The organism is Brevundimonas sp. BR2-1 (assembly GCF_037626195.1).
Taxonomy (GTDB): domain Bacteria; phylum Pseudomonadota; class Alphaproteobacteria; order Caulobacterales; family Caulobacteraceae; genus Brevundimonas.
On sequence record NZ_JARKMV010000003.1, the window covers coordinates 61,376 to 86,341 of the forward strand.

A 24,966-nucleotide genomic window follows, 5' to 3' on the forward strand; every position below is an offset into this window, starting at 1 on the left:
TACGCCGAATTAAACCGCGCGAAGGCGGTGCTCGCCCGTGGTCGGCCGGTCATCGCCGGTCTTGCCCTGGAACGGACCAGCAAACACGCCCCAACCCTGGCGACGGTGTTCCTTGGCCATTTCGTTATGGCATTCCACCAGGGTCTGACGGGCGGCGCCGAGACTGGCGATGGCTTCAAGGGCTTTGGTCTGCGCGTCGGCGGCGACGACAGCCGAGAGATTGAGCGAGGTGCGGGCGCCGATCAACGACTGGACCAAGACGGTAGCCCGCTCGATCGCCTGATCCAGCGCGGCCTCGGTTGCGTACAGATCGTCGGCGACGCCGCCGATAACTTCGGTCCTGGTCACGGTAAGCCTCCCACAGGAAAAAACTAGGTGAACAACTCTTTAACACAGCTCGGTTGTGTACGGTAGGGTTTTGTTGACCGTGTCTGGAAGGACAATATTCACCATATCCGGATACGCGCCCGGGCCGTCGCCGCCTCCACCGCCGACGGGAGGGGTGTCGCCGGGCTTGTCGATGGGGCCGACGGCGAGGACGTCGAGGCCCAGCTTGCGCGCGACGGCGGCAAGGGCGGTATGGGTCTGAACCATCTGGGACCGGGCGGCGGACAGGGCGCTGAGGGCCCCTGCAGCGCCGTCGAAGGCTCGCTGGCCCGTGACGGCGGAGAGACAGGCGTCCGCCCGCGCGGCGGGCAGCATGGCCGCCAGCATCGCTGTCTCTATCAGGGCGAGGTCGATGGCGGTTTCGGCCGCGTAGAGCCGGGCGGCGAGGTTTTCGCCGATGGTTTGTCTGGTCATGATCGTCTCTCCGGTGACCGAACGTCACCGGAGAAGCCGAGCATGCGCGCTACTAGAACGCTACTCCAGCTCGTCTACTGCAAGTAGGAAGTGTGCGGTCAGGGCGGCGATGGGCTGGGCGCGGTCGTCCTGCCAGGCCTCGGCGAGGACATGGGCGACGCGGCGTCCGGCCCGGCTGATGCGGGCGCTGGCGTGGACATCCACGGGCCGGCCCGAGCGCAGATAGGCGACATTGACGTTGATCGGCCGGGGCAGGCGCAGACGCGGATACAGGGCCGCCACCTGGGCCACGGCGGTCAGTTCCAGCAGCGCCGCGGTGGCGCCGCCGTGAAGCGCGGGCAGGATGGGGTTGCCAATCAGCTTGTCGGCGAAGGGCATGGTGACGGTCAGACTGTCGCCCTCGGCCTCGGTCAGAAGGCCCAGGAAGCGGGCGTACGGCAGGCGGTCCAGCAGATCGGTCATGCCGCCGGCCCTCCGGCGCGCAGGTTGACGCCGGCGCCCCGGCCTTCGCCGGAGCCCAGCATATAGGCGCTCTGGGCGGCGGCCACGGGATCCTCGACTGTATCCTCGAAGGCCCAGGCGCGGACGAAGGCCACGGAGCGGGTCAGGCGATAGCAGCGCGCCTCGGCGATCAGGTCCCGTCGCGGCGCGGCGGCGCGCATGTAGTCGACGCGCAGGTCCAGGGTGGCCAGCGTCTCGAACCGGCCCAGCGCGACCCATGCGGCCAGGCCGCCGACGTGGTCCAGCAGGGTGGTGACCAAGCCGCCCGACAGGACGCCGGTTTCCGGATCGCCGACGAGATCCTCGCGCCATGGCACGCGGATGCGGACGCGATCCCCGTCCACGCCGTCAAAGGCGAAGCCGAGGGCGTGGGTATGGGCGGCGCCGCTGGCCAGCTGGGGCAGCAGATCGAGAATGGGGGAGGTCATGAGCCGCTTCTGGGTCGGGCGTGAAATGAGCGCAAGTCCGTCTGGCGCGTTGTCAGATGCGCCATGACCGCCATATGCCCTTCATGACCCGCTTTGAAGACCTGCTGCGGCCCACGCCCGCAGGCCTGTATTGCCCGCCCGGCGACTTTTACGTCGATCCGGTCCGACCGGTGGATCGCGCCGTGATCACGCACGGCCATGCCGACCATGCGCGGGCGGGGCACGGAACGGTGCTGGCGACGGCGCAGACCCTGGCGATCATGGCCGAACGGTACGGCGAGGATTTCGCGGGCCGCCGGCAGGGCGTCGCCTACGGCGAAACGGCCTCGCACAACGGCGTCGAGGTGACCATGGCCCCGGCCGGCCATGTGCTGGGCTCGGCCCAGGCCGTGATCCGCTGGAAGGGGATCACCATGGTCGTCTCGGGCGATTACAAGCGCCGCCGCGACCCGACCTGCGCGGGGTTCGAGCCCGTGCCGTGCAATGTCTTCATCTCGGAGGCGACGTTCGGCCTGCCGGTCTTCACCCATCCGGCCGACAATGAAGAGATCGGCCGGCTGGTTCAGTCCCTGCGGCAGTTCCCGGACCGGGCCCATCTGGTCGGCGCCTACGCCCTCGGCAAGGCGCAGCGGGTCATCCGGCTGCTGCGCGAAGCGGGCTGGGATCGGCCCGTCTACGTCCACGGGGCGCTGGAGCGGCTGAACCGGCTGTACGAGCGCGAGGGGGTCGATCTGGGGCCCGTCCTGCCGGCGACAGGGCTGAAGCCGAACGCCTTGGGCGGGGAGGTGGTCATCGCCCCGCCTTCGGCGACCCAGGACCGCTGGGCGCGGAGGTTCGCCGACCCCGTGCTGGCCTTCGCCTCGGGCTGGATGGGGGTCAGGGCCCGGGCGCGCCAGCGGGGCGTGGAATTGCCCCTGGTGCTGTCGGATCATGCCGACTGGCCCGAGCTGACCGCGACCTTCGTCGAGTTGAAGCCGGAAGAGGTGTGGATCACCCACGGCCGGGAAGAAGGGCTGCTGCGCTGGTGCGAGCTGAACGGCCAGACGGCGCGGGCGCTGCGGCTGGTCGGCTATGAGGAAGAGGACGACGAGGCCGGGCCGGCCGGCGACGTGGTCAGCTAGGCGACCGAACGGGTCGCGGCTGCAGGATCGGCTTCGGCCCTCGCCGTGGCGGCGGCCTGTTCGAGAGCCAGGTTCATGGCCATCCGCAGACGTTCCGGCTTGATCGGCTTCTCGACCACGGCGGCCATGCCGATTTCGAGGTATTTGCGCGCGTCGTCCGGGTCGGCGTTGGCGGTCAGGGCCACGATCGGCAGGGCGCCGACGGGGCCTTCGAGCGCGCGGATGGCCCGGGTCGCCTGGACCCCGTCCATGCGCGGCATCTTGATGTCCATCAGGACCAGATCGAACCGGCGTTCCTGCACCGCTTCCAGCGCCTCGACGCCGTCCTCGGCGGTTTCGGAGGTGCAGCCGAACATTTCGCACAGCGCCTGGGCGACCACGCGATTGGTGGCGTTGTCGTCGACGATCAGGATGTGGGGGTTGGTCAGAAGCTCGCCGTCGCCGATGCTTTCGACGTTGGACGGGGCGACGGCCGTGACCTGGGCGCGCGGAACGTCGAGGTCGAAGGCGAAGGTCGCGCCGCGGCCCGGATTGTTCTCGGCCCAGATGCGGCCATCCATCCGTTCGACGATCTGCCGGCAGATGGCCAGGCCGAGACCGGCCCCGTCCGGGCCCGAGCCGTGAACGAAGGGATCGAAGATTTCATCGACGCGATCCGGCTCCACGCCCGGCCCGTCGTCGCGCACGCGCGCCTCCAGCCGGACCCTGTCGCCCGCAGCCGCCGCCTTGAGGCCCACTTCGACGACGCCGTTGCGGGCGAATTTGAGCGCGTTGCCGATCAGGTTGTTGAACAGCTGTTTGACGCGAACGCCGTCGACGACGGCGGCCAGTTCGGTGTCGCCCTCGTAGCTGACCATCAGGGTGACGTCGTCCTGCGACGCGCGCGGAGCCCACAGCGACTGGACATCGTCCATCAGGGCCCGCAGCGGCGTGGGTTCGCAATGCAGTTCCAGTTCGCCGGCCTCGGCGCGAGACAGGTCCAGGGCGTCCTGAAGGATGCGCAGCAGGGTCTCTGACGAGTCCACGATGGTGGTGACGTGCGCCTGTGCCTGGCTGTTCAGCGGCTGCCGTCGCAGCAACTCGGCCACGGCCAGGACGCCGTTCATCGGCGTGCGCAATTCATGGCTCATGATGGCGAGGAACTGGCTCTTGGCGCGGGCGGCGGCGAGGGCCTGGGTGCGGGCGTCGCCGAGCACGCGGGTCTGTTCGGCCAGTTCGTCATTCTGCCGCCGTTGCCGGTCGTTCACGGCCTGCAGCAGGGACACCGCAGTGCCGATGCCGAGATATTTGCCCTGCCGCGTGACGATGAAGCCGCGCATCAGGGCGCCGGGACCGCTCTTCAGCAGGATGTCGCAGAAGGCGTCTATGCTGACGCCGGCCTCGACCACCGCGGGCTCGTCGTCCATCAGGTACAGGATGGGACGTCCGGCGTAGAGAGCGTGGCCGAACGGGGCGGCGATCTTCAGCAGGAAGGCGTTGCGCTCGATCAGGCCGACCGGCTTGCCTGCGTCGACGACGGGAATGACGAGGGTGTCGGGTTCGCTCTCGAAGCGCTGGAACACAGCACTGCCCAACGTCTGGGGCGAGACTGCCTCGGCGCGCTCGGTCAAGACTTCGATGGTCGGCATATCCGGCCATAACTCCACTGCGACACCGCACCTTTGGCCCGAAAGCCTTTGCAGAAGGGTTAAGGTCAGTAACCGCCGTTTTTGGGCCGCCTTTGCTCTGTTCCCGGCGCTGGTGTAGAAGGCCCGCCCGCCATCGAGGCGCCCATCCCCTTGTTTATGCGCGCGGCCAAACGGCCGACCGCAGGTTTGTCATGAGCGAATTCGGCCCCGCCAGCGAAAAATCCGCCCTCGTCCTGTTCTCGGGCGGGCAGGACAGCGCCACCTGCCTCGCCTGGGCGCTGGAGCGGTTTTCACGCGTCGAGACCGTGGGTTTCGACTACGGCCAGCGCCACGCCGTCGAGATGGAGGCGCGACTGAAGGTGCGCGAGGGCATGACCGGCGTCCTGCCGCAGTGGGCCGGCCGTCTGGGTCCCGACCATGTCGTCGACCTGGCGGGCTATGGCCGGATCGCCGAAAGCGCCCTGACGGCGGACCGGGCGATCGAGATGGGCGCGCGGGGCCTGCCCACCACCTTCGTGCCCGGGCGCAACCTGGTGTTCCTGACCTGTGCGGCCGCGCTGGCGGACCGGCGGGGACTGGATGTGCTGGTGGGCGGCATGTGCGAAACCGATTTCTCGGGCTATCCCGATTGCCGCCGCGACACGATCGACGCCATGGCGACTGCGCTGAGCCTGGGGCTGGACAGGCCGGTCGTGATCGAGACTCCCCTGATGGCGCTGACCAAGGCGGAGACCTGGGCGCTGGCTGACCGGATCGGCGGGGCGCCGCTGGTGGAGCTGATCATCGAGGCGTCGCACACCTGCTACCGCGGCGACCGCGCCCATCGGCACGACTGGGGTTACGGCTGCGGCGACTGCCCGGCCTGTGAACTGCGGGCGGCGGGGCATTCTGAATGGGCGGCCGCATGACCTATTCCGCCAAGGAAGTGTTCCTGACCGTGCAGGGCGAGGGCGGACAGGCCGGACGGCCGGCCGTCTTCCTGCGCTTCGCCGGCTGCAATCTGTGGAACGGGCTGGAGCGGGACCGGGCGACCGCGGTCTGCACCTTCTGCGACACGGATTTCGTGGGCGTCGACGGCGACGGCGGCGGCAAATTCGCCGACGCCGGGACCTTGGCCGATTACGTGCAGTCGATGTGGCGGGGCAGGGAAGGGGACCCGAAGCTGGTCGTCTGCACCGGCGGCGAGCCCCTGTTGCAGCTGGACGCCCCCCTCATCGACGCCCTCCACGCGCGCGGGTTCGAGATCGCGATCGAATCCAACGGCACGCTTGCCGCGCCTGCGGGGGTCGACTGGATCTGCGTCAGCCCCAAGGCCGATGCGCCCGTAGTCCAGACGTCCGGTCAGGAACTGAAGCTGGTCTTTCCGCAGGCGAGGGCCATGCCGGACCGGTTCGAGCATCTGGCCTTCGAACGATTCTGGCTGCAGCCGATGGACGGCCCCGATCAGGCGGCCAATACGGCGGCGGCCATCGACTATTGCCTGACCCACCCGAAATGGCGGCTCAGCGTCCAGACCCACAAATACATCGGCGTAAGATGAGCGTTTTCGAGATCACCAAGGCGGCCACCTTCGACGCGGCCCACCATTTCCCGAACGAGCCCGACGGCAGCATCTATCGCCGCATCCACGGCCATTCCTTCATGGTCGAGGCCACCGTCCGCTCCGAGGTGCTGGACGCCGATCACGGCTGGGTGGCCGACCTCGGCGCGCTGGACCGCGCCCTCAAGGCGGCGGCCGAGGAACTGGATCACGGCATGCTCAACGAGAAGGCGGGGCTGGAGCTGCCCAGCCTTGAAAACCTGTGCCTGTGGTTCGCACGTCGTCTCAAGCCGGAATGGCCGGGCCTGTGCCGCATCCAGGTGGCGCGGCCGACCATTCACGAACGCTGCGTGCTGACCCTCTAGATCAGCAGTCGCGGCCCTCGCGCTGGCGCTGTTCGCAGCGGCGCTGTTCCCGTTCCCAGGCGCGTTGTTCGCGCTCCCGTCTGGCCCTGCTCTCTTCGTCGGAGGTGGTGACGGCGTCGACGCCGGCCCCGACCACAGCCCCGGTAGCCTGGGCTGCGCCGCCGACGACCGCGCCGGCCGTGCCCACCACTGCGCCCACCAGACAGCCTTGCAGCATCAGGGCCGAGCCGAGGACGCCTGTGAGCATCACGAGGCGGGCGGGGAACGTGGACATGACGAATCTCTCCTGGCGGTCAGGGTTAACCCGCAGAGGTGAACGCAACCTGACCGGCAGCCCGGCGTGGGTTGGGCGTGGTGGGCGGCGAGGGGTTCGAACCCCCGACCCCCTCGGTGTAAACGAGGTGCTCTGACCAGCTGAGCTAGCCGCCCATTATTTTTGCCCTGTCGCGCGCCGCGCGGCGGCGTGCGGTTTGAAGGTCAGACCTAGAACCGGAAGCTGGCCCGCAGGAACAGCATGTAGCGGACGTAGTCCTCGATCATCTCGGCGTCGGCGCTGACGGACAGCATGCCCAGTTCGTTGCCGATGTTCAGACGGAAGCCGACCAGCGGTCCGCCGCCCTCGATCGAACCGCCGGCCAGGGTGAAGTCCGGACCGCCCGAGCGGAAGCGGGCGATGGTCTCGCCCGGATCGACCGAGATGTTCTGACGCCAGCCGACCCGCAACTCGGGACGCATCCAGCTGTTCTCGCCCATGCCCATGCCGATGTTGATCGCGGCGGTGGCGGAGAACAGGTGCCCTTCGCGGTCGTCGATCTCCAGATCGAAGCCGTCGCCGCCGCCTTCTTCGACGTGACCGTCCTCGCTGAGCGAGAAGTATTCGGCATAGACCTCGGGGCGGATGCTGAAGCGGCCGAAATTGCGTTCGTAGGATGCGCCGCCGGCTGCGGCCAGGGTGAAGCCGTTCCAGTCCGATTCATTGGACAGGTTCAGGCCCGCCCCGACGAAGCGGCGCTCGGAGGTAAAGGACGCATAGCCCGCGGCGGCGCGCGCCCAGGTCGTCCAGTACTGGCCCTGTGCCCGCCAGTAGAGACCCAGTTCCAACAGGTTCGCCGAGAGAACTTCCTCGGCCTCGGCCTCTGGATCCTCGAGGTCCGACGAGGTGAAGGCCGCCGTGATGCCGATATTGCCCAGCCCCGTGCCGCGCTCAATGCCGCCCGCGACGCCGAACCCTTCCGAGCGGAAGCCGTAGGTGTCGGTCTTGTCCTTGTCAGCGTAGAAGGTGATTTCCTGCACCCAGGCGCTGGTTTCGCCCGGCGCGGCCGAGGCGTTGCGGCCGGTGAGGGCCCGCGTCACGGCGTCAACGCCCGAAGCGAGCGACAGCAGGGGGCCGCCCGAATGTTCGGGCAGCAGCTGTTCATAGAGGTTGATGAAGCCGTCGCGGTCGTTCTGGGCCAGGAAGGCGTTGCGCATCTCGATCGCGTCGGAGTCGCCGATCGCGGTGTAGAAGGCGTCGTACATCCCGGCTTCGACCCCGATCAGCTCGGCTTCTTCGGCGGTCCGCTTGCGGACATCGACGAACACCTCGCCGGCCGGGACGTCGGCCCCGGCGTCGACCTTGAAGAGATAGGGGGAGTTGGTCTCGATCGAATCCAGATCGATCGCCCCGAAGTTCAGCGTCGCAGCGTCGATCAGGGTGAACCGGGTCGGCGCCGACAACAGGGAGGTGAAGCGAACGCCAAGGCCGGCGCCGTCGGCCAGGGTCGCCGTTCCCGAAACGTTGAAGCCGCCGGACGAGTTGTTGGCCGGATCCACGGTGATGATCAGATCGCCAGCCGCACCGATGTTCAGGCTGGAGATGTTGGTCCGCGCGGTCTGACGCGCGTCAAGCGTCCCGTTGGTCACGTTGATGGACAGGTCGCCGCCGGTGTCGGACAGGGCGCCGCGTACGTCCGCCCCGCCCGTGATGGTCAGGCTGTCAGCCCCGGCGCCGAAGCTGATGTCGCCGAGGATCGAGCCGTTCCGGATATCGAGCGTGTCGGCTCCGGCCCCCAGTTTGATAGCGCCGACGATCAACGGCTCGTTGTCATTCGGCACGCCGTCGCCGTCCGTGTCGGGATTCGCCGTAGTCGGCGAGGCGGGAATGCCGGTCTGGAGCAGGGTCACGCCGGTCGTATTGGCGCTGACGTCAATCGCGGTCGTGGTCCCCGTCAGGGCATCCCCCGCATCGTTCGGGCTGAGCGTCGCCTGCAGGGAACGGGTGTTGGTGATCGAAGTGAGCGTGCCGCTGAGGTCCAGCAGGCCGGTGACGGTGGCCGCGCCGCCGCCGGACGAGGCGAGGATCGAACCGTTGTTGGTCAAGCTTGTGACCGTCGCGCCCGCGTCGATCCGGATGGCCGTCGCCGACGAACTGGCCAGTTCGCTGGCGACGGCGCCCGTGATGGCGCCCGAATTGAATATCTGCGGAGCCGTGGTCCCCGCGCCAACACGGATCGCTGTCGCGCGCCCGTCAAGGGCAAGCGCCGCCACCGTGGCCTCGTTGCGAATGCCGCCCGCAATCGTCACCGACTGGCCGGCGTTGCCGCCGAAAACGGCGGCATTGGCGTCGATCCCGCGGTAGACGCCCTGGGCGGTGATCGTTCCGCGGTTGATGAAGCCGAAGGCGGAGTCGCCCGTCCCCACGGCTCCGAGGGAAATGGAGCGGGTCGCGGAGCCGACCATGATCGCCGGCGCGGAGCCAAAGCTGGAGATCGAACCAGCGGGCTCGCTGGCGTCCGGGATCCCGTCGCCGTCTTCGTCGGCGTTCGCCGTGTCGGCATCGGTGGGCGCCCGATCGATGACGACGCCGCCGGCGATATTGCCGCCGACGATGACCGCCGCGCCGCCTTGCAGCTTGTCCTCGGCGTCGAGTTTGCTTTCGAAGGTGTCGTTTCCGAGTGACGTATAGCGATAGCCGGTCGAGACTATTTCGCTCTGGATGGTCAGTCGTCCGCCGACGTCGCCGCCGATCGAGGCCGCAGACGAATTGGCGCCGCGCGCGCTGATGCTGCCCAGCAGCATCACGTCGCCGGTGATCGCGCCCTGGGTCCGGACGGCCACCGAATTGTCGCCGAACACCCGGATTGCGCCCTGGCTCTGGACCCTCCCGTTCAGGCCGGATTCTATCGAAATGCCGTAAGAGTTGTTCCCGTCTACATTGATAACGCCGGCGGTGCCGATGATCAGGTTGCCCGTGACGGGCGCGCCCGCCGCATACCGAATACCGTACCGACCGGTCCCGGTCGCCCAGGGACCGTCCTGGTCGCCGTCGTTGTCCGTGTCAGGATAGTTGTCGATCGTGTCCAGGACGGAAATGGTGCCGTTCATCGACAAGGTCGACGTCAGTCCCGGATTGACCAGCACGCCGGTCGAGCCGTTGGCGGACGCCGCCATATTGACCGAGCTGCTCGCCTCCATGGTGAGGTTTTCACTGGCGTCGACCGTGATCCCCACGCCCGAGGTCACGTTGATCGCGCCGGCGCTGGTGATGCGGATGTCGTCCGGGCCTGCGCCGCCCGGATTGGACGTCGCGATCGGCGTCGTGCGGGCGGTCGAGATCACGACCTCGGCCATTGCGCCGGAAGCCGCCATCAGGGGAGCGATCGCAACCGCGGTCGCGAGTAGAATACGCATTCGGTAGAAACCCCTGTGGACGATACGCCAGAGACGCCGGCGATCCTCTAACAGGGACCACGCCAGCCTGCCTCAAGTTTCTCGAATTTGAGGCGAATGCAAGGCCAATGCCCGGCTTCGCAGCCACAGGTCAAGCGCGGAGCTTGCACAATATGGCATCAAAGTGATATCATTTTCATATTGCTTGAGGAGGGACCCATGACCGCCACCACCCATTCCAGATCCATCGAACGCCCCGCATCGACGGCCAATGGCGTCGTCGTCCTGCTGATCGGGCTGGCCCTGCTGATTCTCGGGCCGGTCAGCGTCGCGCAGGATCCGGACACGGCCTGGCGGATCGTTGGGGGCGTCGTCGCCGCGGTCGTCGGCCTGCTGCTGATCTGCGGTCTCTATTCGCTGCAGCCGAACGAGGGGATGGCGATCCTGCTGTTCGGCGACTATCGCGGCACCGATCGCAAGACCGGACTGCGCTGGGTGCTGCCCTGGTACAGCCGTAAGAAAATCAGCCTTCGCGTCCGCAATCTGACCTCCGACAAGCTGAAGGTGAACGACCGGCGAGGCAGCCCCATCGAGATCGCCGCCAACGTCGTCTGGCGGGTCGAGGACTCGGCCATGGCCCTGTTCGACGTTGACGACTATCAGGCTTTTGTGAACATCCAGGTCGACACCGCCCTGCGCGATATCACCTCGCACTACGCCTACGATCACGGCGACGATGAGTCCGCGCCGGAAATGACCCTCCGGTCTGACGCCGAGGATGTCGCTGCCCGGCTGCGCGATGAACTGGTCGAACGGGTCAAGGTCGCAGGCGTCGCGGTCGACGAGGCCAGGCTGGCTCACCTCGCCTACGCGCCCGAGATCGCCGGCGCGATGCTGCGTCGTCAGCAGGCCGAGGCCATCCTGTCGGCCCGCCGATTGATTGTCCGCGGCGCGGTCGGCATGGTCGAGAACGCTCTGGCCGATCTCAACGAACGCGGCGTGGTGGACCTGGACGAGGACCGCAAGGCCGCGATGGTGTCCAACCTGCTGGTGGTTCTGTGCGCCGATCGCGAGGCCCAACCGGTCGTCAATACCGGCACCCTGTACGGCTGAGTTCATGGCGCGTCCGCGTAAGCCCTTTCTGATGCGCGCGTCTCCGGGCGTGATGGCGGCGGTCGAGCGATTGGCCGCCGCCGAGCTGCGGTCGGTCAACGCCCAGGTGGAAACCCTGCTGCGGGAAGCCCTGCACCGCCGCGGCGTGGCGCCTTCGGAAGACCCTCCGCAAGCGGACGACGCTTGAGCTTGGCTGCGAGCGGCGCTAGGGGCCGCTGATGGTCAAGTCGCATATGTCTAAGGTTCGCAAGGCGCGCCGCATCCAGAAGCGTGTCGCGCGCGTTGGCGCAGGACGCATCAGCGACGCGGAGCGGGAACTGATGAGCCTGGCGGGCCTGGAGGTTCAGGAAGGCGAATTGCGCCTGATCCCGGGCTGGGACGAAGAGGTTTCCGAGACCCTGGCCGCCACCAAGGCCGCCGGCGACGACGGACGGCCGCGCCTCGTCGACACCACCATGCTGTACGCGCCGCGTTCCGGCGGGGTGAAACGCTATCTGCTGTCCAAGAAGGCCTGGCTGGAGGCCAACCGTCCGGGCGTCGCCCATTCGCTGGTCGTGCCGGGCGCGCACCACAAGGCGGGCGATGACGGCATCGTTCATCTACACGCGACCAAGCTGCCGTTCGGCGACGGCTATCGCTGGCCGACCTCAGTGCGGCGCTGGGGCGCCTGGGTGGCGTCGCTGAATCCATCGATCATCGAGGCCGGCGATCCCTATACGCCGGGGCAGGGGGCTCTGGAGGCCGGCCAGCGCGCCGGCTGCCCGGTCGTCGGCTTCTGCCATTCCGATCCAGCCGGCCTTGCCGCGCTTCACTTCGGCGAATGGGCCAAGAAGCCGGTCGAGAAGCGCTGGGCCCGGCTGTTCGGCCAGTTCGACAAGGTGATCTCGCCAAGCCGGTTCATCGCCCGCCGTCTGGAAGAGGCGGGGGTCGGCAACATCATCATCCGGCCGCTGGGCGTGGAGATCGACACCTTCCGTCCCGACCGCGGCGATCGCGACTGGCTGCTGAAGAAGCTGGGCCTGCCGGCGTCGGCGCGCCTGCTGTGCTTCGCCGGCCGACCCGCGCGCGAAAAGAATATCAATGTCCTCATCGAGGCCGTGCAGAAGCTGGGCGATCCCTACCACCTCGTCCTGGTGGGCGCGGGCGCGGGCATGCCGGCGGAAGAACGGGTCATCTCCCTGCCGTATGAGGCCAATCCCAAGGCCGTGGCCAGGATCATCGCCTCCTGCGACGCCTTCGTGCACGCCAACGACAAGGAGCCGTTCGGTCTGATCGTGCTGGAGGCCATGGCCTGCGGCCGTCCGGTCGTCGGGGTCAACGCCGGCGGGGTGAAGGAAACCGTCGACGATACGGTCGGCCAATTGGCGAAGAGCGCGAATCCGGTCCAGTACGCCGCCGCCGTCGAGGCCCTGTTCGCCCGCGACATCGAGGCCATCGGCGCGGCTGCGCGGGTTCGGACCGTCGAACGCTTCGCCTGGAACCGGGTCTTCGAGGATCTGAGCTCGGTTTACGCCGAGGTCAGCGGCCAGCCCGCCTTCGCCCAGCCGGGCGAATGGAAGGTGCACTGAGGCCTGTCCGCTCGACAGGCGGCTCGCGCCCGGTCAATCTCGAACGAAAATCGGGGATTTGAGATCATGAAACGTTTCCTGCTCGCGGCCGCCGTCTCGCTGCTGACCGCCACCTCGGCCATGGCCCAGACGGTCTACCTGGTGCGTCACGCCGAAAAGGCCGACGCCGGCGCCGATCCGGCGCTCTCGGAGGCGGGACAGGCCCGCGCCGCGGCCCTCGCGGCGATGCTCGCGGACGTCCATCCCGGCCACATCTTCACCAGCCCCCTGCAGCGCACCCGTCTGACCGCCGCGCCGACGGCGGCATTCCATTCGGTGACGGTTGAGCCGATCAGCCTCGACGGCGGCGGCGCCGCCCATGTCGCCGCCATCGCCGAACGTGTTCGCGCCCTGCCGGAGGACGCCGTCGTGCTGATCGTCGGCCACAGCAACACCGTGCCGCCGATCGCCCGTGCGCTGGGCTATGCGGAGGCGGCCGACATGCCGGAGTGCGAATACGACCGGATGACGACGCTGCACCTGATGGGCGACACAGCCGCCCATGGGCAGGTCACCCGCTACGGCGCGCCCACGACGTGCCCCTGAACTAGCGGCGAGAGCGGCGCCGGGGTCGGGGCGTCACCCGCTCGAGTTCCGCGCCATCGATCACGACGAAGGTCGTTGGGCTGTCCTCCACTGATATGGGGAAGCCGTGCATGATCGAAACGTAGACCAGAGCCTCGCTCGGTGGCGTGCCTCCGGCGGTGTAGAGGATCATCTGCACGGTTCCGGGAGATCGCCGGTGCAGGGCGCATCCCGCTGACAGCCGATCCCGGCGCAGCAGGGTCAAACCGTCCGCGCTGACGCGAAAACGGAAGTGGCCGTCGATCGGCACGGTCCTGAGGTCGTTGGCGTTCGCCAACAACCACACCAGCCAGTCATGGCTCTCGGGATCGCGGACGGCGAAGACATTGTAGCGGCCGCAGCGCCCGGCGCCGACATTGGCCGCCGCGGTTCGCCGGGCCCGAAACTGCGCCAGCTCGTCGTCGCTCAGCGGCGCGTCCGGTGGAACGACCACAGCGCCGGTCCGCGATCCCGAAACGACGATGTCCCATCCGGCGCGAGGATGCCCGTCACGTTCGACGAGGAAGCGGACGCGTTGCGCGTCGCCATCCGCGACCACGATCGAGCCTATGAGGCCCGGCGGGTCAGCGCCGTCGAAGGTCCGCCTGAGCCGCTCTCCCGCCGCGATGGCGGCCCGGTCCTGACGGGCCAGCGCCTGACCCATCTCGCTCATCCGTTCGAGCGACCAGGGCTCGATATCGACGGTGGAGGTCTGCGCGCGCGCCGTTCCTGCAGCCGGGGCGAGGACCAGCAGCCCCACGATGCCGAGCAGGAGCCGCATCGTCATACGTCCAGATCAGCCACCGCGAAGCGCGCGTTTTCCTGGATGAACTGGAAGCGGGCCTCGGGCTTGCGGCCCATCAGCCGTTCGACCAGATCCTCGATCTCGTCTTCGGACTCCGGCACCGTGACCCGGGCGAGTGTGCGCTTCTTCGGGTCCATGGTGGTCTCCTTGAGCTGGGAGGCCATCATCTCGCCCAGACCCTTGAACCGCCCGATCTCGACCTTCTTGCCCTTGAACACTGTGGCCAGCAGCTCGTCCCGGTGGGCGTCGTCGCGGGCGTATTCCGACAGCGGCCCGGCGCTGATCCGGTAGAGCGGGGGCAGGGCCATATAGACGCGGCCCTGACGGATCGTCTCGGGCATGGAACGGTAGAAGAAGGTGATCAGCAGGGCGGCGATGTGGGCGCCGTCCACGTCGGCGTCGGTCATGATGACGATCCGCTCGTAGCGCAGGTCGTCGATGTTGAACCGGCTGCCGGGCTGGACGCCGAGGGCCAGGGCGAGGTCGGACAGTTCGATATTGGCGCGCAGCTTGTCGGCCGTGGCCGACGCAACATTCAGAATTTTGCCGCGCAGGGGCAGGATGGCCTGGGTGGTGCGGTCGCGCGCCTGTTTGGCCGAGCCGCCGGCCGAGTCGCCCTCGACGATGAACAGTTCGGTGCCATTGGCCGACTGGCGCGAACAGTCCGACAGCTTGCCGGGCAGACGCAGCTTGCGCGTGGCCTGGGCGCGCTGGACCTCCTTGTCCTTGCGGCGGCGCAGACGGTCTTCTGCCCTGTCGATAACAAAGCCCAACAAGGTGTTGGCTTGCTTCGGACTTTCGGTCAGCCAGTGATCCAGCGGATCGCGCATCAGCTGCTCGACCAGACGCTGTGCGTCGGGCGAGGACAGGCGGTCCTTCGTCTGCCCCTGGAACTCGGGATTGCGGATGAAGACCGAAATCATCGCCCCGGCGTTGGCGATGACGTCCTCGGCGGTGATCAGATTGGCGCGCTTCTCGTTGGTCAGTTCGCCATACGCCTTGAGGCCCTTCACCAGCGCCGCGCGGAAGCCGGCCTCGTGCGTGCCGCCGTCGGGCGTGGAGACCGTGTTGCAATAGGAGGAGACGAAGCCGTCGGCCTCGCCGAAGCCGATCGGCGACCAGGTCACGGCCCATTCCACGGCGCCCGCCTCGCCCTTGCGCTCGACGCGTCCGGCGAAGGCGGGAGTGACCGTCTCCAGCGTGCCGATCCGCTCCGCCAGGGCGTCGGCCAGGCCGTTGGGGAAGTGGAAAACCGCCTCGGTCGGGGTGTGGTCGGTGATGCGTTCTGCGGCGCAGGTCCAGCGGATCTCGACGCCGCGGAACAGATAGGCCTTGGAGCGGGCCATGCGGAACAGGCGGGCGGGCTTGAAGGCCGCGCCGACGCCGAAGATTTCCTCGTCCGGCTTGAACCGGATCAGGGTGCCCTTCTTCTTCGAGGGCTGACCCTGGACGATGGACCCCAGCGGCAGGCCGCGGCTGAACGACTGTTTCCACTCATGGCCGTCGCGCCAGACGGTGACGTCCAGCTGCTCGCTCAGGGCGTTGACGACGCTGACGCCGACGCCGTGCAGACCGCCTGATGTTTCATAGGCCTTTCCGGAAAACTTGCCGCCAGAGTGGAGGACGGTCATGACCACTTCCAGCGCCGACTTGCCCGGATGTTTAGGGTGCGGATCGACAGGGATGCCGCGGCCGTCGTCCTTGACCGAAAGCCGGCCCTCCGCGTCGAGGTCGACGGTGATCAGCCGGGCGTGTCGGGCCACGGCCTCGTCCATGGCGTTGTCGAGGACCTCGGCGAACAGGTGGTGCAGAGCACGCTCGTCTGTGCCGCCGATGTACATGCCGGGGCGTTTGCGGACGGGCTCGAGCCCCTCCAGCACCTCGATCGAGGAGGCGGAATAGCCGCCCGGGACCGGCGGAGCCGTGGGTTCGACGGCCGAGGGCGCGCGGATGGGCGCCGGCTCCGGCTTCGGCGCGGCGGCCTGGGGGGCGAGCGCGGGCTCTACAGCCAGATCAGGCGTGGCGACGAGATCGGCGGGACGCGGTTGCGTCGGCTCTTCATCGAACAGCGAAAGGAGGTCGGCGGACTGGCCCATGCGGATACTGTGCGGCGATTCGGGAGGGGGTCTGGTAGGCCCCGCGACGCTTCTCCACAAGCGGAACGGCGGCCGCGGCCGGCGACGGCAGGACAGCGCGGGTCAGGACCGCCAGGAACAGCACCCACGGCAGGCTCTGGTGCTGCATCAGAATGCTTTCCGACAGGCTGAGGACGAAGAAGGCGGCCAGGAAGCCCAGCGCCCACCAGCCCTCGCGCGCGCCGGAGCCCATGGAACGCAGGATGGCGATCAGACCCGTCGCAGCCATCAGCATCCCGACCAGCACCGCCCCCGGCCAGCCCAGCTGCACCAGCAGATCGATCCAGCCGTTGTGGGCGCTGGGCACGCTCCAGCCGGTCTCCTTGCGCACCCAGTCGGCGGGGACGGATTCGCCTTCCCGTCCCCAGAAGGCGCCGTAGCCGTAGCCGGTCCACGGCCGGTCGGCGACCTTGCGCATCAGACTGTCCCAGATCTCGGTGCGGCCGGTCAGGGAGGGGTCCTTGCCGAGCGCCTCCAGCACGGCGACGGAATGGGTCTCCCAGATCCAGACTCCCAGTCCGGCCAGCACCACGACGACCCAGATGCCCACGACGCCGAACGCCGCGCCGCCGCGCTTCAGCGACCAGAAACCGCCGACCATGCCCAGGCCGACGATCAGGCACAGCAGGGAGGTCTTGGACTGGGTGGCCAGCACCAGGATCGAGGCGAGGCCAAGAGCGATGGCCGGCAACAGACGGCGCGGATCGGGCGAGGCGAGGCAGGCGGCCGAGGCGGTGGCCCCGATCACCATGACCGCCCCCATCTGGTTCTTCTCATACCAGAGGCCGCGCCACAGGCCGGCGTTGTCGTACTGGTGGACGCCGATGGAGGGGAAGGCGAAAACCATCACCAGACTGCCCACCGCCATCAGCAGGGCGGCGTGCATCAGCAGGCGTGGCAGATGCGGTCCCCGAAACACCGCGCCCAGATACAGGGCGAAGACGCAGCTGATGGCCAGGGCGATGATGCGCCGGCTGGTCACCTCATAATCGATCGACCAATATTTTGAGGCGAAGGCCAGGCCCACGACAGCCAGCATCGCCAGCATTGCCGGCCAGGCGCGCCACAGCCGGTCGAGGCGATACGCAGCCATGCCGAAGATGGCGGCATACGCCGGCAGCCAGACCAGACGCAGCACCGGCGTCTCTTCCTGCAGCGGCGCGAAGACGGGCCCGATCAGGGCGCCGGTCAGCATGGCGACGAGGCCGATGCAGATCGCCCGCTCCCACAGGCTGGGAACCGGTTCGGTCAGGACCGCTTCTGGACGGGACTCGCGCACCCATGCAGGGTCGGGCCTCAGGCTTAACGAAGGGTTGGAATCGAATGGGGCGCGACCTGCTCAGAACCCGGGACGGAGGTCACGCCCGCGTGGGCTTCGTCGAACTGTTCTTCGACCTGGTCTTCGTGTTCGCCATCACCCAGATTTCGCACGCCCTGCTGGCCCATCTGAGCTGGATCGGGGCGCTGCAGGGTTTCATGCTGCTGGGCGCGGTGTGGTGGGCCTGGATCGACACCAGCTGGATCACCAATTGGCTGGATCCCGACCGCGCGCCCGTGCGCATCCTGCTGTTCCTGCTGATGGGCGCCGGTCTGGTGATGTCGACATCCCTGCCGGAAGCGTTCGGCGACAAGGGGCTGATCTTCGCCTTCGCCTTCGCCTCCCTGCAGGTCGGCCGCGGCCTGTTCACCCTCCGGGCGGTCCGCAGGCACGAGGTGCAGCGGCGCAATTTCCAGCGCATCTGCGTCTGGGCCGTCGGCGGCGCGATCCTGTGGATCACCGGCGGCTTCATGGAGGGCCAGACCAGGCTGATCCTGTGGCTGATCGCCGTCGCCGCCGAGTTCGCCGCGCCGGCCTGCTATTTCTGGGTTCCGGGTCTGGGCCGGTCGCACACCGAGGACTGGGAGGTCGAGGGCGGCCATATGGCCGAACGGGTCGGCCTGTTCATCATCATCTGTCTGGGCGAATCCGTCCTCGTCACCGGCGCGACCTTCGCCGGACTGGAGTGGACGCCATCGGTCGTGGGCGCGTTCGCCACGGCCTTCATCGGAACGCTGGCCATGTGGTGGATCTGGTTCAGCAAGGCCCATGACGCCGCCTCGGACGTCATCGCCCATTCGCAGGACACGGGCCGGGTCGCCCGGCGCGCCTACACCTATGCGCCGATCCTCGTGGTGGCCGGCATCGTGGTCACCGCCGTCGGGGACGAGATGTCGCTGAGTCATCCGGACGGGTCCCTGGAGTTCCCCACGGCCGCCGTCCTGATCGGCGGGCCGATGCTGTTCCTGATCGGGGCGCAAGTGTTCAAGCTGGCGGCGTTCGGCCTGTGGTCGCCGTCCCGGCTGAGCGGGATCGCGGCCTTGGGCGCATTGAGTTTCGCCGTTCCGATGCTGACGCCGCTGGGGCTGGCGATGTGCGCGACGGCGGTGCTGGTCGGGGTCGCGGTCTGGGAGACCGTGGCGACCCACGGGAGGCCTATCGCCGAAGCCCCCGGATAGACCGCGCTACAGCGACGCCAGGGCGGCGGCCTGCGCCCGGATCAGCGCCCGCGTGGACCTGTCGGCGTCGAACACGCCGTACCAGCCCTGCGGTTCGTGCGGCGGATCGCCCAGCCACGCCCGGTCGCCGTCGCGGAAGCGGAAGTCCGGATTGCGCGTCCGCCCCTCGCCGTTCCAGGCCCAGAAGTTGGAGCCGGCCAGTGGCCCGCCGGCCCGGCCGTCGGCCAGAACTGCTGCGTGAATGTCGGTGTAGAAGCCGTCGCGCAGGGTTACGGCTGTTGCCGGGTCATAGGCGTCGCCATCCCGTGGATAGCCGAACTCCTCGATCACCAGCGGCTTGCCGAGCTCCCGGGCGAAGCCGATGTGCTGACGGATGTATTCGGCCGTCCTGGCGCGGGCGTCCGCGTCGGTTCCGGCCATGTCCTGCCGGTTCAGCCAGCCCCAGTTGGCGGGCCAGATGTGGGCGGTCAGATAGTCGATGTCCGGGGACCGGTGGGCGTCCAGCAGGATGTCGGCGCGTTCGACAGACCCCTTCAGGCCCTCGCTGCCCGTCGAGACCAGGTGGTGGGGATCCAGCGACTTGATCAGCCGGGCCGTGTCCGCGATCCAGCCGTGGAAGGCCGGCAGGTTTGCGACGGCGCGGGCTTCGGAGCCGGCCGGGCGCGGCTCGTTTGCCAGCTGCCAGGCCATGATGGCGGGGTCGTCGGCATAGCGGACGCCGGTCACCGTATTGGTCCGGGAAACCACGGCGCGGACATAGTCGTGGTAGAGGCCGACGGCTTCGATGTCGCCGTAATAGTCGGCGACGAAGTCGGGAAATTCCGGCCAGGGGTGGGCCGGGTCGTTCATGTTCAGATATCGGCCGCCGTTGACCCATGAGAGGTAGGTCATCATCCCGCCCGACCATTCCCAGAAATTGGTCAGATAGAGCACCGCCTTCATGCCCCGCCGCCCGATCTCCGCCAGCGCGCGGTCCAGACCTGTGAGCAGGGTCTCGTTGTAGTCGGAACCCCGGTCCCGGAAGGCGGGCCGGACGGAGTTCTTCAGCGGCGACAGTTCGGCGGATGCGGCGAGCCGGATATTGGTCACGCCGTCGCCCGCCAGCGTATCCAGTTCACGCCCCAGCCGCGCCCGGTCGCCGAAATCCGCCTCGGTGCCCAGCCAGGCCAGATACCAGGCGTTGGCGCCGACGAAACGGTAGGGCCCGCCGTCGATCTTCAGCCCCATGCCGTCGCGCGTGACGAAGCCGGGACGGCCGATCGATGCGGCGGCTCGCGAGGGCAGGGACAGTGCGGCCGCGGCGGCCAGGACGACGCGGCGGCTGGGTGTCACGGCGCCTTCTCCACGAAGCTGTCGATGACCTTCTTCTCCCCGGCCTTGTCGAAGGCCACCAGCAGTTTGTTGCCCTCGATGCCGATGATCAGACCATAGCCGAACTTCTGATGAAACACCCGCTCGCCCTTCGACCAGTCGGCGCCGGCCCTGGGGTCCGCCGTGGCCACCAGCCGACCATCACCCTCGATCAGGGCGTGGCGCGCCGGGCGAGCGTCGGGCGCGCGCGCGGCGGTGAAGGACTGGGCGCGTTTCCAGCCGGGCGAGGAATAGCCCGAACCGAAGGTCGGCATGTCGTCCCAGCGGCTCTTGGCGTCCTTCATGCCCGGCGTGACGCCGTAGTAGCCGGTGTCGCTCTCGGCCTCGACATGGGCGATGGGCAGTTCGTCGACGAAACGGCTCGGCAGTTGCGAGGTCCAGCGGCCATAGACCAGCCGGTTGGCAGCGAACGAGATGCGTGCGTCGGACTTGGCCCGTGTGACGCCGACGTAGGCGAGGCGACGTTCCTCCTCGAGACCCTTTTCGCCCTTCTCGTCGATGCTGCGCTGGCTGGGGAAGACGCCTTCCTCCCAGCCCGGCAGGAAGACCAGCGGGAACTCCAGCCCCTTGGCGCCGTGCAGGGTCATGATCTGGACGGCGTCATCCGCACCGCCGCGGTCCAGGTCCATGACCAGCGAAACGTGCTCCAGATAGGCGGGCAGGGTCTCGAACTGCTGCATCGACTGCGTCAGCTCCTTGAGGTTGTCGAGCCGCGTCTGGCCGGTGGCCCGGTCGGCCTTCTGCATGTCGGTGTAGCCGCTCTCTTCCAGCACGGCCTCGGTCAGCTCCCAATGGGTCGTCGTCTGGGCGAGGGCCCGCCAGCGGTCGATGTCGCGCACGAAGTTGGACAGGGCGGTCCGCGTCCGCGCCTGAAGCTCGTCCGAGACGATCAGGTCGCGCACCGCCGACATCGCCGAGACGCCGGACAGGCGGGCGATCTGCAGCACCTTCTGCACCGAGGTGTCGCCGATGCCGCGCTTGGGCACATTGACGATCCGCTCGAAGGCCAGGTCGTCGTCCTCGGACAGGATCAGGCGCAGATAGGCGTGGGCGTCGCGGATCTCGGCGCGCTCGAAGAAGCGCGGGCCGCCGATGACGGTGTAGGGGACGGCCAGCAGGACGAACCGTTCCTCGAACGCCCGCATCTGGAACGAGGCCCGGACCAGCACCGCCATGTCCCTGTAGGCGACGCCCTGGCGGCGGGCGGTCTCGATCTCGTCGGCGATCAGCCGGGCTTCCGCCTCGCCGTCCCAGACGCCCCGCACCCGGACCTTGTCGCCGCTCAGGTCCTCGGTCCACAAGGTCTTGCCCAGCCGGTCGCGGTTGGCGGCGATCAGGCCGGACGCTGCTCCCAGAATATGCTGTGTGGAACGATAGTTACGTTCCAGTCTTATGACCTTGGCTCCGGTGAAGTCGCGTTCGAAGCGCAGGATGTTGTCGACCTCGGCGCCGCGCCAGCCATAGATCGACTGGTCGTCGTCGCCCACGCAGCAGACATTGCCTGTGGAGCAGGTCAGGAGCCGCAGCCACAGATACTGGGCGACGTTGGTGTCCTGGTATTCGTCGACCAGGATGTAGCGGAAGCGACGGCGATATTCCTCTGCGATATCCGCATGCTGTGACAGGATCGTCAGGTTGTGCAGCAGCAGGTCGCCGAAGTCGCAGGCGTTCAGGCTGACCAGCCGGGCCTGATAGGCGGCGTACAGGCTGTGCCCCTTGCCATTGGCGAAATCCTCGGACGGCGGCAGCTTGTCCGGCGTCCAGCCGCGGTTCTTCCAGTGGTCGATCAGCCCGCTGAGCGAACGCGGCGTCCAGCGCTTGGTGTCGAGATTGGCGGCCTCGAGCAGCTGTTTGCAGACCCGCTCCTGATCGTCCGTGTCCAGAATGGTGAAGGTCGACTTCAAGCCGACCAGTTCAGCATGCCGGCGCAGGATCTGGGCGGCGACGCTGTGGAAGGTGCCCAGCCAACGCAGGCCTTCGGCCGAAGGCCCGATCAGATGGGTGATCCTTTCGCGCATTTCGCGCGCGGCCTTGTTGGTGAAGGTGACGGCCAGCAGCTCCCACGGCCGGGCGCGGCCCGTGGCGAGGATGTGCGCCAGCCGGGTTGTCAGCACCCGCGTCTTGCCCGTCCCCGCGCCGGCGAGCACCAGAACGGGACCGTCGACGGTCTCCACGGCCTCGCGCTGTTCGGGGTTCAGCCCGGCCAGATAGTCGACCGGGGCCGCCTCCACGCCGTTGGGGCCGCGCGAGCGGGCGAGGTCGGAGATACGCGGGGCGGGGACTTCAGGCAGACTCATCGGCGGAACATAAGGGGCACGGAGGCGGATGTCAGCGGCGGTGTGCGCAAGGCCTCGCGGGAACCGTGAAGCGTGACCGTCGTTCCGGCTGCATCAGCAATCAGGGAAGGGGTCTTCCATGGCCGACAACATCAACAACACCGGCAGCGGCGGCGGCAATGCGGGCCTCGCCTTCATCGTCGGCGGCATCGTCGTCGTCCTGGCGATCGTGGCGTATTTCGTCTTCGCCCGCGGCGGCGCGCCCGAGACCAAGGACGTGAACGTCGACGTCAACCTGCCCGAAGTCTCGGCCCCGGCCGTTCCGAGCACGAACTGAGCCATGACAGATCCCAACGTTCCGCCGCCCGGCGAACCCCGGACCGAGGTGCATCACACTACCATCAACAATCCGCCCGCTCGCAGCGGCGGCGGCGGCTGGATCGGTCTGCTGGTCGGGGGCCTTGTGGTGGTGGTGATCATCATCGCCTTTGTCGTCTTCTCGAACGGCGGCATGAACCCGGCCAAGGACACCAATGTCGACATCGACGTCGACCTGCCGCGCCCGACCCTCCCGGACGCGCCGAAAATGCCGGATCTGCCTGACGTCCCGCAGGTCGAGCCGCCGACGGTGCCGACGCCGTCGCCGGAGCCGCAGGCCTAGCGCAGGCGGTAGCTGATGGTGGTCACGACCCGGACCTTCTTGTCCGGAGACTGGCTCTCATCGCCGATCTCGTCGCGGGCGAGGATTTCGAACGAGCCCTGCGTGGCTTGCCGGATAGGCCCGAGCGGCGCGCCCGAATCCTGGGCGAACCGCTCGGCGCCGGTGCGCGCGGCGGCCGTGGCCTCGGCAATCATGGCCGGGCGCACGGCGTTCAACCTTGTGAAGACATAGGTAGGGCCGGTGAAGTCCTGCAGCACCACGCCCTGGCGCACGAGGTCGTTCAGGGCGCGGGTCGTGGCCTGGACCCGGTCAACGTCGGTCGTACGCACGATGACGGTCTGGGCCAGGATGAAGCGGGGGCCGCCGTTCTGGTTGGCGTATTCGCGGGACTGCGTATCGGCGACCTCCAGCCGGCCCAGCGACACGGCGTTGGCGGGATAACCCTGGGCGGTCAGGAAGCGGCGCACGATGGCGAGATCGCCATCCACGCGGGCCTGCACGTCCGAAAGGACATCGCCGGAGGCCGTGAACCGCAGCGGCAGAACGGCCAGATCAGCCTTCACATTGCGCTCGGCCAGACCACGCACGCTCACGGAGCGGTCTCCGACGCGGGCGTTGACCACTCCCTGTCCGATCAGGGCGCCGCTCCCGATAAGCCCGGCGGCGATCAGGCCTCCGAAGACCAGCGCGGGGATCAGTTTTTCATTGGCCATGGGAACGCCCTCCGGAGCGGAGGATGCGCCAACCCGGGCCGCTGTCAATCGGCGGACTCCTGTTCGGCGAAAGACCGGTCGCCGCCGGCCCAGGCGAGGGCCAGCAAGCGGCAGGCCGAGGCGAGGGGCGTGCGGCCGCGCCCTTCGTCTATCCGCTTCATCAGCCCGGCTTGAGACAGGCCCGCGGCGACGGCGACCTGATCGAGGACGGCCCAGAACGCCGGTTCCAGCGCCACGGAGGTGGCGTGGCCGGACAGGGAGACGGAGCGTTTCTTCAGCATGCCTGTAACCCTGGCACAGGGTCGCGCCGGATGCGACGTGAACGACGTTCACCTGCCGTCAGGATCGGGTATGATCATGACAGCGACAGGATCCTCCATGACCGCCACCGCAGACTTTCAGACGTACAGCCGCTTCCGGCCGCAGAAACTCGAGCCGATCACCGCCTTGCGCGCCTTCCGCCGCCTCATCCGCGACAAGGAGGACACGGCCCAGGTCTTCGAGATCATGCGCGCCCTCTCGGGCGGCTCCATCGCCCGCGGCTACAACCGGATGCTCGGCACCATGGAAGGCGGCCGGCAGGCGTTCCTCCGTGAAGAACTGGCTCACAAGCTCGATGATCCCGTCTGGCTGTCGCAATTTCCGGCCGGGTCGGTCGGCGGGGCGTATCGGGAGTTCCGCGAGGCGCGCGGCTTCACCGCCGAGGGTCTGGCCGACGAGGCGCGCAAGGTCGCGCCCCTGGCCGACGCCCCCCATCCGGTCATCTGGTACTCGCGCCGGCTGAGGGACATCCACGACATCTGGCACGTCCTGGCCGGCTACGGCACCGACGCCCTGGGCGAGGCCTGCGTGGTCTCCTTCTCGTACGGTCAGACCCGCAATCTTGGCTTCGCCTTCATCGGCTGGGGCGCGGCGCGGGAAATCCAGCGCGAGGTGCGCACGGTGCCGGCGCGCCGGGCCGTCTGGCAGGCGTACCGCAACGGCAAGGCCGCGCGCTGGCTGCCCGGACTGGACTACGAAGCCCTGTTCGGACAGCCGCTGGATCAGGTCCGGGATCGCCTGAACATTCGCCCCGCGACGGTCTATCAGACCGTGCCCGCCGAGGTGCTCGCCGGGCTGAAACTGCGGGCCTGACCGGCGATATCCGGACGTCATAAGTCCGCCTTATGGCGGAGGTGGACAACCCCGCTTGA

General features: G+C 68.2%; 26 protein-coding genes and 1 tRNA gene. 12 read left to right on the plus strand and 15 right to left on the minus strand.

The genetic code is table 11. The features are described from left to right. Window positions 1-9: 9 nt before the first annotated feature. The 4 genes from BrevBR_RS13125 to BrevBR_RS13140 are packed head-to-tail and all read right to left on the minus strand — an operon-like array spanning window position 10 to window position 1,730. Window positions 10-348 (minus strand): hypothetical protein, encoded by a 339-nt coding sequence (locus BrevBR_RS13125; RefSeq protein WP_332640387.1) that lies wholly within the window; start codon window positions 346-348, stop codon window positions 10-12. Between the two features lie 39 nt (window positions 349-387). Further along, window positions 388-801 (minus strand): hypothetical protein, encoded by a 414-nt coding sequence (locus BrevBR_RS13130; RefSeq protein WP_332640388.1) that lies wholly within the window; start codon window positions 799-801, stop codon window positions 388-390. Between the two features lie 60 nt (window positions 802-861). Next, window positions 862-1,263: a PaaI family thioesterase gene (locus BrevBR_RS13135; protein WP_340001245.1), complete on the minus strand. Its 402-nt coding sequence runs from the start codon at window positions 1,261-1,263 to the stop codon at window positions 862-864. Beyond that, the gene (locus BrevBR_RS13140; RefSeq protein WP_340001246.1) at window positions 1,260-1,730 is read right to left on the minus strand and encodes a PaaI family thioesterase; all 471 of its coding nucleotides are present in this window, start codon (window positions 1,728-1,730) and stop codon (window positions 1,260-1,262) included. The genes BrevBR_RS13135 and BrevBR_RS13140 overlap by 4 nt, the downstream gene beginning before the upstream one ends. Window positions 1,731-1,813: 83 nt before the next feature. On the opposite strand from BrevBR_RS13140, the gene BrevBR_RS13145 reads away from it, so the two are divergent. After that, window positions 1,814-2,851: a ligase-associated DNA damage response exonuclease gene (locus BrevBR_RS13145; protein WP_340001247.1), complete on the plus strand. Its 1,038-nt coding sequence runs from the start codon at window positions 1,814-1,816 to the stop codon at window positions 2,849-2,851. Here the strand turns inward: BrevBR_RS13145 and BrevBR_RS13150 are convergent. Next, window positions 2,848-4,479, minus strand: a complete 1,632-nt coding sequence (locus BrevBR_RS13150) for a response regulator (RefSeq protein ID WP_340001248.1) — start codon at window positions 4,477-4,479, stop codon at window positions 2,848-2,850. The genes BrevBR_RS13145 and BrevBR_RS13150 overlap by 4 nt on opposite strands. Window positions 4,480-4,670: 191 nt before the next feature. On the opposite strand from BrevBR_RS13150, the gene queC reads away from it, so the two are divergent. Genes queC through BrevBR_RS13165 form a run of 3 tightly spaced genes read left to right on the plus strand, consistent with a single transcriptional unit; the run spans window position 4,671 to window position 6,384 of the window. Next, a complete protein-coding gene (gene queC, locus BrevBR_RS13155) occupies window positions 4,671-5,387 on the plus strand; it encodes a 7-cyano-7-deazaguanine synthase QueC (RefSeq protein WP_340001249.1) in 717 nt (238 codons plus the stop codon). Continuing rightward, on the plus strand, window positions 5,384-6,019 hold the full coding sequence (gene queE / locus BrevBR_RS13160; RefSeq protein WP_332640394.1) for a 7-carboxy-7-deazaguanine synthase: 636 nt from the start codon (window positions 5,384-5,386) through the stop codon (window positions 6,017-6,019). Before queC ends, queE begins: the two co-directional genes overlap by 4 nt. Continuing rightward, a complete protein-coding gene (locus tag BrevBR_RS13165) occupies window positions 6,016-6,384 on the plus strand; it encodes a 6-pyruvoyl trahydropterin synthase family protein (RefSeq protein ID WP_340001250.1) in 369 nt (122 codons plus the stop codon). Before queE ends, BrevBR_RS13165 begins: the two co-directional genes overlap by 4 nt. Before the next feature lies 1 nt (window position 6,385). Here the strand turns inward: BrevBR_RS13165 and BrevBR_RS13170 are convergent, their stop codons facing one another. The 3 genes from BrevBR_RS13170 to BrevBR_RS13180 form a co-directional block, all read right to left on the minus strand. Then, complete coding sequence (locus BrevBR_RS13170; RefSeq protein WP_332640396.1) at window positions 6,386-6,658, minus strand: hypothetical protein; 273 nt, start codon at window positions 6,656-6,658, stop codon at window positions 6,386-6,388. A gap of 78 nt (window positions 6,659-6,736) precedes the next feature. Beyond that, window positions 6,737-6,813, minus strand: a tRNA-Val gene (locus tag BrevBR_RS13175). A gap of 54 nt (window positions 6,814-6,867) precedes the next feature. Then, complete coding sequence (locus tag BrevBR_RS13180; protein WP_340001251.1) at window positions 6,868-10,053, minus strand: autotransporter outer membrane beta-barrel domain-containing protein; 3,186 nt, start codon at window positions 10,051-10,053, stop codon at window positions 6,868-6,870. A 198-nt stretch (window positions 10,054-10,251) separates the two neighbouring features. On the opposite strand from BrevBR_RS13180, the gene BrevBR_RS13185 reads away from it, so the two are divergent. The 4 genes from BrevBR_RS13185 (at window position 10,252) to BrevBR_RS13200 (ending at window position 13,298) form a co-directional block, all read left to right on the plus strand. Further along, a complete protein-coding gene (locus tag BrevBR_RS13185) occupies window positions 10,252-11,145 on the plus strand; it encodes an SPFH domain-containing protein (RefSeq protein ID WP_332640398.1) in 894 nt (297 codons plus the stop codon). Window positions 11,146-11,149: 4 nt separating this feature from the next. Then, window positions 11,150-11,332 carry a hypothetical protein gene (locus BrevBR_RS13190; protein ID WP_332640399.1) on the plus strand — a complete coding sequence of 61 codons (183 nt, stop codon included), beginning with the start codon at window positions 11,150-11,152 and terminating at the stop codon, window positions 11,330-11,332. A gap of 133 nt (window positions 11,333-11,465) precedes the next feature. Beyond that, window positions 11,466-12,713 (plus strand): glycosyltransferase, encoded by a 1,248-nt coding sequence (locus tag BrevBR_RS13195; protein ID WP_332640400.1) that lies wholly within the window; start codon window positions 11,466-11,468, stop codon window positions 12,711-12,713. A 66-nt stretch (window positions 12,714-12,779) separates the two neighbouring features. Continuing rightward, entirely contained in the window at window positions 12,780-13,298 is a 519-nt protein-coding gene (locus tag BrevBR_RS13200) for a histidine phosphatase family protein (protein WP_340001252.1), read from the plus strand. 1 nt (window position 13,299) lies between these two features. Here the strand turns inward: BrevBR_RS13200 and BrevBR_RS13205 are convergent, their stop codons facing one another. From BrevBR_RS13205 to BrevBR_RS13215, 3 genes are read right to left on the minus strand one after another with little or no spacing between them, the layout of a single operon-like run. Further along, window positions 13,300-14,097 (minus strand): hypothetical protein, encoded by a 798-nt coding sequence (locus BrevBR_RS13205; RefSeq protein WP_340001253.1) that lies wholly within the window; start codon window positions 14,095-14,097, stop codon window positions 13,300-13,302. A 2-nt stretch (window positions 14,098-14,099) separates the two neighbouring features. Then, the gene (gene parE, locus BrevBR_RS13210) at window positions 14,100-16,217 is read right to left on the minus strand and encodes a DNA topoisomerase IV subunit B (RefSeq protein WP_340001254.1); all 2,118 of its coding nucleotides are present in this window, start codon (window positions 16,215-16,217) and stop codon (window positions 14,100-14,102) included. Beyond that, entirely contained in the window at window positions 16,180-17,535 is a 1,356-nt protein-coding gene (locus tag BrevBR_RS13215) for an O-antigen ligase family protein (protein WP_340001255.1), read from the minus strand. Before BrevBR_RS13215 ends, parE begins: the two co-directional genes overlap by 38 nt. 44 nt (window positions 17,536-17,579) lie before the next feature. Here BrevBR_RS13215 and BrevBR_RS13220 point away from each other — a divergent pair, with 44 nt between their 5' ends. Further along, a complete protein-coding gene (locus BrevBR_RS13220) occupies window positions 17,580-18,752 on the plus strand; it encodes a low temperature requirement protein A (protein ID WP_332640405.1) in 1,173 nt (390 codons plus the stop codon). Window positions 18,753-18,758: 6 nt separating this feature from the next. Here BrevBR_RS13220 and BrevBR_RS13225 read toward each other — a convergent pair whose 3' ends face one another. Both BrevBR_RS13225 and BrevBR_RS13230 read right to left on the minus strand, forming a co-directional pair. Further along, on the minus strand, window positions 18,759-20,084 hold the full coding sequence (locus BrevBR_RS13225; RefSeq protein WP_340001256.1) for a glycoside hydrolase 5 family protein: 1,326 nt from the start codon (window positions 20,082-20,084) through the stop codon (window positions 18,759-18,761). Continuing rightward, window positions 20,081-22,420 carry an ATP-dependent helicase gene (locus tag BrevBR_RS13230; protein ID WP_340001257.1) on the minus strand — a complete coding sequence of 780 codons (2,340 nt, stop codon included), beginning with the start codon at window positions 22,418-22,420 and terminating at the stop codon, window positions 20,081-20,083. The genes BrevBR_RS13225 and BrevBR_RS13230 overlap by 4 nt, the downstream gene beginning before the upstream one ends. Window positions 22,421-22,538: 118 nt before the next feature. On the opposite strand from BrevBR_RS13230, the gene BrevBR_RS13235 reads away from it, so the two are divergent. After that, complete coding sequence (locus BrevBR_RS13235) at window positions 22,539-22,736, plus strand: hypothetical protein (protein WP_332640408.1); 198 nt, start codon at window positions 22,539-22,541, stop codon at window positions 22,734-22,736. 3 nt (window positions 22,737-22,739) lie between these two features. Further along, on the plus strand, window positions 22,740-23,060 hold the full coding sequence (locus BrevBR_RS13240) for a hypothetical protein (protein ID WP_332640409.1): 321 nt from the start codon (window positions 22,740-22,742) through the stop codon (window positions 23,058-23,060). On the opposite strand, the gene BrevBR_RS13245 is transcribed toward BrevBR_RS13240, so the two are convergent. Then, window positions 23,057-23,773 carry an SIMPL domain-containing protein gene (locus BrevBR_RS13245; RefSeq protein ID WP_332640410.1) on the minus strand — a complete coding sequence of 239 codons (717 nt, stop codon included), beginning with the start codon at window positions 23,771-23,773 and terminating at the stop codon, window positions 23,057-23,059. The two genes, BrevBR_RS13240 and BrevBR_RS13245, sit on opposite strands and share 4 nt — an antisense overlap. Before the next feature lie 44 nt (window positions 23,774-23,817). Continuing rightward, window positions 23,818-24,054 (minus strand): ribbon-helix-helix domain-containing protein, encoded by a 237-nt coding sequence (locus BrevBR_RS13250; protein WP_332640411.1) that lies wholly within the window; start codon window positions 24,052-24,054, stop codon window positions 23,818-23,820. A gap of 97 nt (window positions 24,055-24,151) precedes the next feature. Between BrevBR_RS13250 and BrevBR_RS13255 the strand changes: the two genes are divergently transcribed. Next, window positions 24,152-24,907 carry a Coq4 family protein gene (locus tag BrevBR_RS13255; RefSeq protein WP_340001258.1) on the plus strand — a complete coding sequence of 252 codons (756 nt, stop codon included), beginning with the start codon at window positions 24,152-24,154 and terminating at the stop codon, window positions 24,905-24,907. Window positions 24,908-24,966: the final 59 nt, after the last annotated feature.